Annotated in this window: 15 protein-coding genes; 8 read left to right on the forward strand and 7 right to left on the reverse strand. The window is 68.0% G+C overall.

All coding sequences use genetic code 11. From position 1 onward, the window contains the following. Nucleotides 1–38: 38 nt before the first annotated feature. Entirely contained in the window at nucleotides 39–1,550 is a 1,512-nt protein-coding gene (locus NM962_01975) for a DEAD/DEAH box helicase (protein UVO12956.1), read from the forward strand. Nucleotides 1,551–1,564: 14 nt separating this feature from the next. Beyond that, complete coding sequence (locus tag NM962_01980) at nucleotides 1,565–2,800, forward strand: hypothetical protein (protein UVO12957.1); 1,236 nt, start codon at nucleotides 1,565–1,567, stop codon at nucleotides 2,798–2,800. A gap of 117 nt (nucleotides 2,801–2,917) precedes the next feature. Here NM962_01980 and NM962_01985 read toward each other — a convergent pair whose 3' ends face one another. Beyond that, the gene (locus tag NM962_01985) at nucleotides 2,918–3,718 is read right to left on the reverse strand and encodes an AAA family ATPase (protein ID UVO12958.1); all 801 of its coding nucleotides are present in this window, start codon (nucleotides 3,716–3,718) and stop codon (nucleotides 2,918–2,920) included. Nucleotides 3,719–3,796: 78 nt separating this feature from the next. On the opposite strand from NM962_01985, the gene NM962_01990 reads away from it, so the two are divergent. Next, nucleotides 3,797–4,393, forward strand: coding sequence for an acid phosphatase (locus NM962_01990; protein ID UVO12959.1), 597 nt, complete (start codon nucleotides 3,797–3,799; stop codon nucleotides 4,391–4,393). A gap of 60 nt (nucleotides 4,394–4,453) precedes the next feature. Beyond that, entirely contained in the window at nucleotides 4,454–5,512 is a 1,059-nt protein-coding gene (locus NM962_01995; protein ID UVO14504.1) for an isochorismate synthase, read from the forward strand. On the opposite strand, the gene NM962_02000 is transcribed toward NM962_01995, so the two are convergent. Next, nucleotides 5,472–5,906: a hypothetical protein gene (locus tag NM962_02000; protein ID UVO12960.1), complete on the reverse strand. Its 435-nt coding sequence runs from the start codon at nucleotides 5,904–5,906 to the stop codon at nucleotides 5,472–5,474. The two genes, NM962_01995 and NM962_02000, sit on opposite strands and share 41 nt — an antisense overlap. A gap of 13 nt (nucleotides 5,907–5,919) precedes the next feature. On the opposite strand from NM962_02000, the gene NM962_02005 reads away from it, so the two are divergent. Together NM962_02005 and NM962_02010 are read left to right on the forward strand one after the other, a co-directional pair. Continuing rightward, on the forward strand, nucleotides 5,920–6,885 hold the full coding sequence (locus tag NM962_02005; protein ID UVO12961.1) for a diacylglycerol kinase family lipid kinase: 966 nt from the start codon (nucleotides 5,920–5,922) through the stop codon (nucleotides 6,883–6,885). A gap of 256 nt (nucleotides 6,886–7,141) precedes the next feature. Further along, entirely contained in the window at nucleotides 7,142–7,396 is a 255-nt protein-coding gene (locus NM962_02010; protein ID UVO12962.1) for a WhiB family transcriptional regulator, read from the forward strand. 69 nt (nucleotides 7,397–7,465) lie between these two features. On the opposite strand, the gene NM962_02015 is transcribed toward NM962_02010, so the two are convergent. Next, nucleotides 7,466–8,953, reverse strand: a complete 1,488-nt coding sequence (locus NM962_02015; protein ID UVO12963.1) for a PAS domain-containing sensor histidine kinase — start codon at nucleotides 8,951–8,953, stop codon at nucleotides 7,466–7,468. 32 nt (nucleotides 8,954–8,985) lie between these two features. After that, complete coding sequence (locus NM962_02020) at nucleotides 8,986–9,201, reverse strand: biotin/lipoyl-binding carrier protein (GenBank protein UVO14505.1); 216 nt, start codon at nucleotides 9,199–9,201, stop codon at nucleotides 8,986–8,988. A 263-nt stretch (nucleotides 9,202–9,464) separates the two neighbouring features. Between NM962_02020 and NM962_02025 the strand changes: the two genes are divergently transcribed. After that, nucleotides 9,465–9,926, forward strand: coding sequence for a hypothetical protein (locus tag NM962_02025; GenBank protein ID UVO12964.1), 462 nt, complete (start codon nucleotides 9,465–9,467; stop codon nucleotides 9,924–9,926). 237 nt (nucleotides 9,927–10,163) lie between these two features. On the opposite strand, the gene rsrA is transcribed toward NM962_02025, so the two are convergent. Both rsrA and NM962_02035 read right to left on the reverse strand, forming a co-directional pair. Further along, a complete protein-coding gene (rsrA, locus tag NM962_02030) occupies nucleotides 10,164–10,463 on the reverse strand; it encodes a mycothiol system anti-sigma-R factor (GenBank protein UVO12965.1) in 300 nt (99 codons plus the stop codon). Further along, nucleotides 10,460–11,128 (reverse strand): sigma-70 family RNA polymerase sigma factor, encoded by a 669-nt coding sequence (locus tag NM962_02035; GenBank protein ID UVO14506.1) that lies wholly within the window; start codon nucleotides 11,126–11,128, stop codon nucleotides 10,460–10,462. The genes rsrA and NM962_02035 overlap by 4 nt, the downstream gene beginning before the upstream one ends. A gap of 203 nt (nucleotides 11,129–11,331) precedes the next feature. Between NM962_02035 and NM962_02040 the strand changes: the two genes are divergently transcribed. After that, nucleotides 11,332–11,829 (forward strand): aminoacyl-tRNA deacylase, encoded by a 498-nt coding sequence (locus NM962_02040; GenBank protein UVO12966.1) that lies wholly within the window; start codon nucleotides 11,332–11,334, stop codon nucleotides 11,827–11,829. A 16-nt stretch (nucleotides 11,830–11,845) separates the two neighbouring features. Here NM962_02040 and NM962_02045 read toward each other — a convergent pair whose 3' ends face one another. Then, nucleotides 11,846–12,403, reverse strand: a complete 558-nt coding sequence (locus tag NM962_02045) for an anti-sigma factor antagonist (protein ID UVO12967.1) — start codon at nucleotides 12,401–12,403, stop codon at nucleotides 11,846–11,848. Nucleotides 12,404–12,551 lie beyond the last annotated feature (148 nt).

Raw genomic sequence — 12,551 nt, forward strand, 5'->3', positions numbered from 1 at the left:
GACATACCGCGCCGACTTCGAAAGGCATCTGCCCGCGCATGACCCCACTGATCTCTACCACCGTTCCCACTACCCCTCCGAGCTTCGCCGAACTGGGCGTTCGCGACGAGATCGTCCGCGCACTGGCCGAGGATGGTATCGAGCACGCCTTCGCGATCCAGGAGCTGACGTTGCCACTGGCCCTGGCCGGCGACGACCTGATCGGCCAGGCCCGCACCGGTATGGGCAAGACCTACGGCTTCGGCATCCCGCTGCTGCAGCGGGTCACCACCAGCCCGGACCGGCCACTGACCGGCGCACCCCGAGCGCTGGTCGTGGTACCCACCCGTGAGCTGTGCATCCAGGTCTCCGGTGACCTGGCCGACGCGGCCAAGTACCTGACCGCCGGAGACCGTCCCCTCTCGGTGCAGGCCATCTACGGCGGGCGGCCCTACGAACCGCAGATCGAGGCGCTGCAGGCCGGCGCCGACGTGGTGGTGGGCACCCCGGGCCGGCTGCTCGACCTGGCCCAGCAGGGACACCTACAGCTGGGCGGCCTGTCGGTGCTGGTGCTCGACGAGGCCGACGAAATGCTGGACCTGGGCTTCTTGCCCGACATCGAGCGCATCTTGTCCCGCATCCCCGACGACCGGCAGTCGATGCTGTTCTCGGCCACCATGCCCGGCCCGATCATCACGCTGGCCCGCAGCTTCATGAACCAGCCCACCCACATTCGTGCCGAGGCACCGCACTCTTCGGCGGTGCACGACGCCACCGAGCAGTTCGTCTACCGGGCCCACGCGCTGGACAAGGCCGAACTGGTGGCGCGGGTGCTGCAGGCCCGCGGCCGCGGCGCCACGATGATCTTCACCCGCACCAAGCGGACCGCCCAGAAGGTCGCCGACGACCTGGGCGAGCGCGGGTTCAAGGTGGGCGCGGTGCACGGCGATCTCAATCAGGTCGCCCGCGAGAAGGCTCTCAAGGCATTCCGCACGGGCGACATCGATGTGCTGGTGGCCACCGATGTGGCCGCCCGAGGAATCGACATCGACGACGTGACGCACGTGGTGAACTACCAGTGCCCGGACGACGAGAAGACCTACGTGCACCGCATCGGCCGTACCGGCCGCGCCGGCAAGACCGGCGTCGCGGTCACCCTCGTCGACTGGGACGAACTGGCCCGCTGGACGCTGATCGACAAGGCCCTCAACCTGTGCTGCCCGGACCCCGCGGAGACCTACTCGAGCTCCCCGCACCTGTTCACCGAGCTGAACATCCCCACCGACGTCAGCGGCGCGATCGGCAAGGTACACCGGTCACCGGCCAAGCGGTCCGAGGACGAAACCCGCGAGACCGCGGCGGACCGCCAGCGAGCGCCCCGCAACGCCACCAGGTCACGGCGGCGCACCCGGGGTGGCCAGACGAACGCCGCCGACGGCGCCCCGCAGAGCGTCGAGGCGGGTGGGACCGGCACCGCCGCGACCCCGGAGACCACCGGGCCCAGTGCGCCGCGGCGTCGCCGCCGTCGTCGCCCGAACAAGGCCGCGGCCGCTGCCGCGAACGGCAGCTGAGCTAGGCCGCTGAGATGGTGCGACCCGAGCGCCGCACCTCCGGTGATCTGGTCGCGGCGGCCGTGATCGCGGTCGTGATCGTCGTCGTCGGACTGGCCATCTGGTGGACCAGCGATGCCCGCGCCACGATCAGCCGGCCGGCATCGGACTCGGCGACCAATCCCCCATCGGCGGCGATGGTGCCCGCGGCGCTGTCGCAACTGTGGACCGCGGCCAGCCCGGCAACCTGGGCGCCGGTGCTGGTCTCCGGCACGGTGATCACCGGCGACGGTCCGCGGATGAGTGGCCGCGACCCGGTCACCGGGGACGAGCGCTGGAGCTACTCCCGCGACGTCGACCTATGCGCGGTGTCCTGGATCTACCGTTACGCCGTCGCGGTCTATCCCGATTCCCGCGGGTGCGGCCAGGTCAGCGCGGTCGTCGCCGCCGACGGCCAGCGGGGACCGGCCCGCACCAGCTACGCCGACCGGGCCGTGCGGGTCTCCTCCGAGGGCAACGCGGTGCTCTCGGCCGGCTCCACCCGCCTGGAACTGTGGCGTTCCGACTTGGTCCGAGTGATGTCTTACGGGGAAATCGATGCTCGAGTGAAACCCTCGGCGCGCGGGCGCGGACAGGGCTGCACCCTGGTCTCGGCAGCGGCGGCCTCCTCGGCGGTCTCGGTACTGGAGTCCTGCGCGGGCCAGGCCGATCTGCAACTGACCCTGCTGCGCGCGGGCAAGGAAGAAGACGAGCCGGAGACTCAGCACATCGCCGAACGCGGAGTGACCGCGGACTCCGGCGCCCGGGTACTTGCTGTGACCGACTCCGACGCCGGCGCCAACACCGCGGTCTATCTGCCCACCCCGCAGCCCCGGATCGAGGTCGTCGACCAGACCGGGACCACGATCGCCAAGACCATGCTGCCGGCCAAACCCACCCCCGCCAGCGCCGCACTGCCGGTATCGCGGCCCACCGGGTTGATCTGTTGGTGGACCGGCGACGCCGTGATGGTGTTCGACTCCGGAACGCTGACCTACCGCTACACCATTCCGGGGTCGGGCGCCGCGGTTCCGTTGGGGCCGGCGGCGCGGATGGCCGATCGCCTACTGATCCCGGTGACCGACGGCGTCGGCGTCTTCGACCAGGACACCGGCGCGCCTGAACGCATCATCCCGGTCAGCCGCCCGCCCGGGGTCTCGACGGTGTTTCCGGCGGTGTCGGGTCCGACGGTGTTGGAGCAGCGCGGCGATACCGTGGTCGCGCTGGGTTAATAGCGGCGACCCGCTTCGCCCGGCTCCGCCGCGCTTGCGATCACCGCTGGGTTAATAGCGGCGACCCGCTTCGCCCGGCTCCGCCGCGCTTGCGATCACCGCTGGGCTGATGGTCCGCTAGACCTCGGGAGTGAACGTGGGCAACGCCTTGCCGTTCTTCCAGTACCTGAGCAACGCCTCGGCCAGCTGCCGATAGGCCTGCGCGCCCTTGTTTTTGCGTCCGGCGATCACCGACGCCCCCGATGCGCTGGCCTCGGCGAAACGCACCGTCCGCGGGATCGGCGGGGCCAGCACCGGCAGGTCGTAGCGGTCGGCGATGTCGAGCAACACGTCGCGACTGTGGGTGGTGCGCGAGTCGTAGAGCGTCGGCAGGGCCCCCAGCAGACGCAGCTTGGGGTTGGTGATCTGCTGGACGTCGGAGACGGTGCGCAGGAATTGGCCGACGCCTCGATGCGCCAGGGTCTCGCATTGCAGGGGCACGATCACCTCACCTGCCGCGGTGAGACCGTTGAGGGTCAGCACTCCCAAGGACGGCGGACAGTCGATGACTGCCACATCGAACTCGTCTTCCAGCTTGGCCAGCGCCCGCGCCAGGACATACTCGCGGCCCGCCCGCATCAGCAGCATCGCCTCGGCGCCGGCCAGGTCGATGTTGGCCGGCAGCAGGGTCATCCCCTCGTCGGTCGGTACCAATGCCGTGTTGGGCTCCACCTCGCCCAGCAGCACTTCGTGCACCGACACCGGCAGCTTGTCGGGGTCGTGGCCCAGGGAGAAGGTCAGGCAGCCCTGCGGGTCGAGGTCGACCAGCAACACCCGCCGACCCAGCTCGGCCATCGCCGCACCTAGCGAAGCCACCGTCGTGGTCTTGGCCACGCCGCCTTTCTGGTTGGCAACCGCCAAGATCCGCATCCCCGTCACACCGACATACTGGCACGGCTTGGCTCCGCGGAGCACCAAACGCCGCTCGGTGTCCGCCGTCGGGCAGAATCGACGGGCGTGGGGATCGAGGAGCACCGACTTCTGCTGCTGCGCCACGGGGAAACCGAGTGGTCCCAAAGCGGTCGGCACACCGGGCACACCGATCTGGAGTTGACCGAGGTGGGCCGGCGCCAAGCCGCCGCTGCCCGAGCAACACTGACAAAGCTTGCCCCGGACAACCCGCTGGTGATCTGCAGCCCGCGCCGCCGAGCCCAGGTGACCGCCGAGCTGGCCGGACTGCACGTCGATGAGCTCTCCGACGACCTCGCCGAATGGGACTACGGCCGCTACGAAGGGCTGACCACCGCACAGATCCGCGAATCCGAACCCGACTGGCTGATCTGGACACACGGCAGTGCCGGCGGTGAGACGGTGGCGCAGGTCAGCGACCGCGCCGACCGCATGGTTGCGTTGGCGCTGCGGCAGCTCCCCTCGCGTGATGTGGTGTTCGTCGGACACGGCCACTTCTCCCGGGCGGTGATCACGCGGTGGCTGGAGCTGCCGTTGGCCGACGGAGCGCGTTTCGCGATGGCCGCGGCCTCGATGGCCGTGTGCGGGTTCGAGCACGGAGTGCGCCAACTCATCTCGCTCGGTCTGACCGGACCGGGAGCCTGAGGGTTGTCGGCACCGACGTTCGTCCTTTCCGGGCCCGCCGGGACGCTGTCGGCCGATGCGATGACAGCTGGGTTCGCCGATGTCACCGCCGCCCAGGCTGCATTGTCCTGCGGGAAAGCCCCAATAGTTGTGGGGGCGTTGCCTTTCCGTCCCGATTCTGCCGCGGCCCTGTTCGTCCCGCGCGAGGTGCGACGCGACGAGGCGCTGGCCCTCGCAGGCGGCGAGGCACTTCCGGCGGTCCGCATCGTCGAGCAGATTCCGCAGCCCGACGAGCATCGAGCCCGGATCCGCCGGGCCCTGGACGAACTGACCGCACCGCGCAGCGCCCTGCACAAGGTGGTGTTGGCCCGCGGCCTGCGCCTGGCCGCCGATGCCCCACTCGATGCCGGCACACTCTTACACCGGTTGGTCGCCGCCGATCCGAGCGGCTACGGCTATCTGGTCGACCTGAGTGCGGCCGGGGAGGCCTACGCCGGCACGGTCCTGGTCGGCGCCAGTCCTGAACTGTTGGTCGCCCGCGAAGGCGACCGGGTCACCTGCCGGCCCTTCGCCGGTTCGGCGCCGCGCTCCCCCGACGCGCAAGTCGACGCCGCCAACGGAGCCGCACTGGCCGCGTCCGGTAAGAACCGTCACGAACATCAATTGGTCGTCGACCAGCTGCGGGCGGCCCTCGAGCCACTGTGCACCGAACTCGACGTCGCGCCGAAGCCACAACTCAGCAGTACCTCTGCGGTGTGGCACCTGAACACCCCGATCACCGGCCGGCTGCGCGACTCCTCCACCACTGCACTGGATTTGGCGCTGGCACTGCACCCGACCGCCGCCGTCGGCGGGGTTCCGACCACCGCTGCGGTCGACCTGATCACCGAACTGGAGGGCGACCGGGGCTTTTACGCCGGCGCCGTCGGCTGGTGCGACGCCGACGGCGATGGCCGCTGGGTGGTATCGATCCGCTGCGCGCAACTGTCCGCCGACCGTCGATCCGCGCTGGCCCATGCCGGCGGCGGGATCGTCGCCGAATCCGATCCGGACGAGGAACTGGCCGAAACCGTGACGAAGTTCGGCACGATCCTGTCGGCTATGGGCGTCGTTCCACCCAGCGCAGCGCCGCCGGACTGAACAACGCCACCAGCACCGCCACGGCCGCCACGCCGACCACCACGCCGTAGCCCCAGCGGTGTGAGCCCACCCCCAGATACCACGCGACCGGCAACAGCAGCAGATTGGCGAACACCGCTATGCCGCGACCGACCCGCCGGCCCCGCAGCAGCGCCCACCCCGCCGCCGACACCGCAACACCGACGAAGGCGAACCATGCCGCAGTGCCGTAGCCATTGGCGTCATGCTGATCCGCGCCGGCCAATGCCCGCAGCACCAGCACCACCGCGACAACCAGCGCGGCCGCACCCTGCACAGCGACAATCAGGCCCGCGCCGAGTACAGCGCGCGGTGAGTCAGCGACGGCTTTCACGCCGCCAGCGTAACCACCCGGTCCCGTCTCCCGAATGCCCATAGACTGCTATCCCGTGCGTGCCGTGCTGATCGTGAACCCCAATGCCACATCCACCACGCCGGCGGGGCGCGACCTGCTCGCCCACGCGCTCAAGAGTCGCCTCGACCTGACCGTGGTGCACACCGACTATCGCGGCCATGCCATCGAGATCAGCCAGGCCGCCTCCCGGGACGGCATCGACCTAGTCATCGCGCACGGCGGCGACGGGACCGTGCACGGCGTGGTCAACGGCCTGCTCGGGGCACCTGGTTCACCGCGACCGGCGCACCTGCCCGCGGTGGCGGTAGTGCCCGGCGGATCGGCGAACGTGTTCGCGCGTTCGTTGGGCATCGCGGCCGACCCAATCGCCGCCACCAATCAGCTCATCGAGTTGATCAACCACCCGGGGGGCCGTACCGCCTGGCGCCGGATCGGTCTGATCGACTGCGGCGAGCGGTGGTCGGTCCTCAACGCCGGCATGGGAGTCGACGGCGAGGTGGTGGCCGCGGTGGAAGCCGAACGCGAGAAGGGCCACACGGTCACCCCGCTGCGCTATATCCGCGCGGCGGTCCCCGCGGTATTGGCCACCACCCGCCGCGCGCCGACGTTGACACTGCAACTGGGTGATGACCAGCCGGTCGAAGGGGTGCACTTCGTGTTCGTCTCGAACTGCGCGCCATGGACGTATGCCGACGAGCGGTGCGTGTGGACCAATCCCGACACCACCTTCGAGTCGGGAATGGGCGTGTTCGCAACCACCAGCATGAAAGTTCTACCCACGCTGAGGCTAGTTCGGCAGATGCTGTCGAAACGGCCCAAGTTGCGCGCCAAACAACTCATCCGCGACGACGACGTGGACGCCCTGCGGGTGGACGCCGGCGACACACCGATAGCGACTCAGATCGATGGCGAATATCTCGGGCTACGTAGCACGATGACGTTCCGGGCGGTTCCCGACGCGCTGGACGTTGTCGCCCCTCCGGCAGAGAAAATCCGCTGACCTGCGGAGATGGCGCTCAAATTGCTCGATGAGCGCACAGTTGAAACCCACTGTAGTACACCTGCGCGGGAACGCTGGGAGCAGCCCCGCGCAAACGTGACCTTGGCCACGTGATAAAGCGCACCCTTGACATCTGTCCAGGCTGTGAAACGATCGAGCGATCGGATGCAAGCCGTAATCATTTCTTGCGCCGCTTATACACAGTCGAAAAGCAATAGCGCACGCCGCTGCGCCCAAAGTAAGGAGTTGGAGACCTATGGATTGGCGCCACAAGGCGGTCTGTCGCGACGAGGACCCGGAGCTGTTCTTCCCGGTGGGAAACAGCGGGCCGGCTCTCGCCCAGATTGCTTCCGCTAAGCAGGTCTGCACCCGTTGCTCGGTAGTCACCGAGTGCCTGACCTGGGCGCTGGAGACCGGCCAGGACGCCGGGGTGTGGGGCGGCATGAGCGAAGACGAGCGACGTGCGCTCAAGCGCCGCAACGCTCGGACCCGGGCGCGCAGCGGGGTCTGACCTCAGACAGACAACGACGCGGCCCCGACCTAGGTCGGGGCCGCGTCGTTTTTGTGTCGGGACCCTGCCTCACAACGCCTGGCGCAGCCGGCGACCGCCGACCGGAATGCGCAGCACCATCTCGGTCCCGCCGCCGGGCGCGTCTTGTGCGGTCAGGGAACCGTTGAGCTCCGCCGAGACCAGCGTGTTGACGATCTGCAGGCCGAGGCGGTCGGAGGTTTCCAGCCGGAACCCGTCCGGAAGCCCATGGCCGTCGTCGTGGACCACGACGTCGAGCCAACGCGCCGAACGTTCGGCCCGGATGGTCACCGCCCGCCGGTCCGCCTCCGCCTCGAAGGCGTGCTCGATCGCGTTCTGCACCAGTTCGGTGATCACCATGATCAACGCGGTGGCCCGATCGGCGTCCAGCGACCCGATCGACCCGATCCGGGCGACATGTATCGGGATATCCACACTGGCAACGTCATTCATCATCGGCAGGATGCGGTCGATCACCTTGTCGAGGTTCACCACCTCGTCGACCGACATCGACAGCGCCTCGTGGACCAGTGCGATCGACGACACTCGCCGCACCGATTCCAGCAACGCCTCGCGGCCTTCAGTACTGGCCGTGCGGCGGGCCTGCAGACGCAGCAGCGCCGCCACGGTCTGCAGGTTGTTCTTCACCCGATGATGGATCTCTCGAATGGTCGCGTCCTTCGAGAGCAGCGCGCGGTCGCGGCGCTTCACTTCGGTGACGTCGCGAACCAGTACCGCCGCCCCCGCCGGCTGGCCGTGCACGATCAGCGGCAGCGTACGCAACAGCACCACTGCTCCGGCCGCGTCGACCTCGAACCGCATGCTCGATCCCCCGGACAGTGATTCACGCACATGTTCGGCCAGTTCGTGCGCCTCGAACGGGTCGGAGATCAGCGGCCGGGTGATGGCGACCAGGTCGTGGCCGGCCAGCTCGGCGGCCAGTCCCATGCGGTGGTAAGCCGACACCGCGTTCGGGCTGGCGTAACGGACCGTGCCGTCGACGGCCAGCCGGATGAAGCCGTCGCCCACTCGCGGACTCGAGCGCGACACCGCGATGTCGCCGACGTCGGGGAAGGTGCCCTCGGAGAGCATGTGCACCAGATCTGCCGCGCAGTCCAAGTAGGCCGCCTCCAACCGGCTGGACTCGCGGCCGCCGGTCAACGCGGTCTGGTGGGTCAGCACGGCCACAATCCGGTCGCCGTGGCGCACCGGCACCGCTTCCATATTGCGTTGTCCGGCAATACCTTCGCGCCCGATGACGCCCGATTCGAATGCCGCGACCGCCAGCGGCATCCATTCTGGAACAACGACGGTGCCGACGGCGTCGCTCAGCAACACCGTGGGCGCGGTGTTGGGCCGGCATTGCGCCACGCACACCAATGCACCGTCGACGTCGGGGTCGCGGCGCACCCACATCAGGTAGTCGGCGAACGACAGGTCCGCCAGCAGTTGCCACTCCCCGACCACGGCATGCAGATGGTCCACCGCACTGCCGGGCAGAACGGTGTGTTCGGCGAGCAGGTCACCGAGGGTGGACATCGGCTAGGTTGCGCCGTTCACAGCGGCAGCGATCAGCTGATCACGGCGATCAGGTCGCCTGCCTGAATCACGTCACCGACCTGCACGGCCACCTTGCTGATGGTGCCCGCGATCTCGGCCAGCACCGGGATCTCCATCTTCATCGACTCCAGCAGCACCACGGTGTCGCCCTCGTTGATCTGGTCGCCCTCGTGGACCACGACCTCGAGCACGCTGGCCACGATCTCCGCGCGAACGTCCTCGGCCATCTCCACCTCGTTCATCACCCAGTCAACGATTGCGTACATCAAAAAAGCTAGGCCCTATCGAACCACAACCCCCTCAGACGATTGGGCACGGCGCTCGGGTAAGCGAACTCCAAGATAAATAAGAGGACTTAGAGAGTTCGATCCGTGATCGTGTCGTGTTTCTCCTGTGACAATTGCATAGCACCGTTACTCGAGTGTTTTGAACGCGTGACGAAATCGCCGTGACGCGGCACGAGTCGCCATCGAACTTGAGGAGTAGCGCGTTGTCTGTAAACCGTCTTGCCCAGCCGCGGGTGCGGCTGACACTGATCTGCGCCGGCGCCATGACGCTGGCCACGCTGGGATTCGGAGTCGCGTCCGCCAAAGCGGCCCCGACACTGGTCGACGACCCCATGCCGATTCCGACCCCCCTCGGCACCCCCAGCCCGCTCGGCGTGCCCAACGCGCTGGGCACCCCCAGCCCGCTGGGCATGCCAGGACCGACTGCAGGAAGCTCAGCGGCGGGTGTGAACGCCGCGAACTCCTTCCTGCAGGTGCTCAACGGCATGCTCAACAAGGTGGTGCCAGGGGTGGGCTCGATCATGCCGACCGATGTCAGTTCGCTGACGCCGCCCGGTGTCCCCATGTCCGCGGTGCCCGCGCTCGAAACCCCGCCGGCTCCGCCGACCCCGCCGGCACTCGTGCCGCAGACCCTGGCGGGTGCTCGGAACTTCTCGGTGCACTAAGGCGGTGGCGGAGCCCACTCAAGCCCCGCCACCACGCCATAGCCGGCGGTGTGAGAGACTATCCAGCTGGAATACCTGCTAGGAGGGCCAATCATGGCAAAGCGTGGACGCAAGAAGCGTGACCGCAAGCACAGCAAAGCCAACCACGGCAAGCGACCCAACGCCTAGAGCGTTAGCGAGCTAGCTGACCGCAAGCCCGGCCTCAGGCCGGGCTTGCTGCGGTTAGGGCCTGCGGACCTAGCCCTCGCGGTGGATGATCGTGGTCTGGCTGATCTCCAGCCGCACCCGTTCGTAGAGACGCCGCGGAGCCTTATCACCACTGCACTTGCGGGCGATCAGCGTCTTGATCCGTTCCTCGACCCCGTAGTGCCGCAGGCAACCCGGGCATTCCTCAAGGTGCTGGCGCAGTTTGGCCTTGGTCTCTGCGGTGCATTCGCCGTCGAGCAGCGTCCATACTTCGGCGATCACTTCAGAACAGTTGGCGTCGGATCCGCCGGCGTCCGGCGGCGTGTTGCAGTCCCGCGAGTGTTCGGTCACGACGACACCTCCTCGGAAGCCTGGCCGTCGCGAATGAATCCGCGGTCGCGGGCTACATCGGCCAGCAGACAGCGCAACTGGCGCCTGCCGCGGTGCAAACGCGACATCACCGTGCCGATCGGCGTATCCATGATCTCGGCGATCTCCTTGTACGGGAATCCTTCGACGTCGGCGTAGTACACCGCCATCCGGAACTCTTCGGGAAGCTGCTGCAACGCCTCTTTGATCTCGGTGTCAGGCAGTGACTCCAGCGCTTCCACCTCCGCCGAGCGCAGTCCCGTCGAAGAGTGTTCGGCGGTGGCTGCCAGCTGCCAGTCGGTGATCTCGTCGGTCGGATACTCCGCAGGGGTGCGTTGCTTCTTGCGGTAACTGTTGATGTAGGTGTTGGTCAGAATGCGATACAGCCACGCCTTGAGGTTGGTGCCCTCCCGAAACGAGCGGAACCCGGCATAGGCCTTGACCATGGTCTCCTGCAGCAGGTCCTCGGCATCGGCAGGATTGCGCGTCATCCGCAGCGCACCGCCGTAGAGCTGATCGAGCATGGGAATCGCGTCGCGTTCGAACCGAGCGGTCAGCTGCTCGTCGGTCTCATCGGAACGCACCGGCGCCTTGGCTTCTGTCGAAGCCTCAATTCCGGTACCGGACGCACTCTCGCCGTCAGCCATCTCGATTGCCGCTGCCCCTTCTGTCGCAGTGCCCACAACCAGCCCAGCCGATAGCTCGCGTTCCAGCAGACCGATCGCCGTTGACATCGGCGACTCCTTTCCGATCCTAGGGCCGTGATCGACGGCTTGACGCAGCGACCACACGAACTGCCTTACTCAACAGCGTCGGCCATGGCGCTATTTCCCGCCCGTATCCTGACGCGGTGAGTCGCGCCGCAACCCGAGCTATCGCGGCCCTGATCGCCGCAAAGGTGCCCTATGAGGTGCTGCGGTACCAGCACGAGTCGGACCAGCGCGCTTTCGGAGCCGAAGCCGTCGAGCAGCTCGCGGCCGAGGGGCCGGACGGTGTGCGGCCCGAGCAGATCTTCAAAACGCTGGTGGTCGCTGTCCCACGCGGCCTGGCGGTCGCGGTGCTGCCGGTGCCGGCGAAGCTGTCACTGAAAGCGGTCGCCGCAGCCTTGGGGGTGCCCAAGGCCGCCATGGCCGACCCGGCGGCGGCGCAACGGGCCACCGGTTACGTGCTGGGCGGGATCTCTCCACTGGGACAGCGCAAAGCGTTGCCGACGGTGGTGGACGCCTCGGCGTTGAGTTTTGACCGGCTGCTGTGCAGCGCGGGCCAACGCGGCTGGGACGTGGCGGTAGCACCCACCGATCTGATTCGTTTGACCGGTGCGATCACCGCCGACATTCAGGCCCGCTGACCGCGGTGGTCGCCGTTCAGCCGTCCAGGACCGGACCGGGATCGTCACGCGGTGCATCACCGAGCACATCCTCGACGGCCGCGGCGAACGACAATTCGGCGTCGAGACCCGCGGCGTCCACCACCCGGGCGGTGATGCGCTGGTCGCTGACCAGGCACAGCTGGATGCCACGGCTGCGGCACCTGGCCGCCACCTCGACCAGCACTGCGAATGCGCAGATTCCCATGAACTCGAGTCCGCCGGTATCGATGATCAACGGTCCAGGTCCTGTCGCCACCCCCGCGGCCTCGCCGATCAGGCGACGCCAGACGGCGATGTTGGAGGCGTCGACGCTGCCACCCGCATGAACCAGCAGCGCTGACCCGCGACGCTCCACCAGGACGTGCAGCTCTTCTTCCGCAGGAGCTTCCGCAGGAGCCTGCGGGGCGACGAACGCCTCGCCGACGCACGCCTCGGCAATGACGCCACGGACCGTCATCGCGGCGGCCGGAATTGCTTCCGCCCGCTCCGATCCGGTCCCGTTGCGGCGCCAAGTAGCGCGACGAGTGAGTTTACGCCGTAAACCGAACAGCATGCGGTTGAAACTACGCCGGATTGTTTACGTTGTAAACCTGTCCGCGGTGGCTTTCTTGGATCGTCCTGCCGTCCCGCTACAACCCGCTTCGACCCCCGGACGCACCACCGCCCCGCGCGCCGTAATCGGCGCACGGGGCGGCGTTCTC

This window comes from Mycobacterium sp. SVM_VP21, assembly GCA_024758765.1.
Lineage (GTDB): Bacteria > Actinomycetota > Actinomycetes > Mycobacteriales > Mycobacteriaceae > Mycobacterium > Mycobacterium heraklionense_C.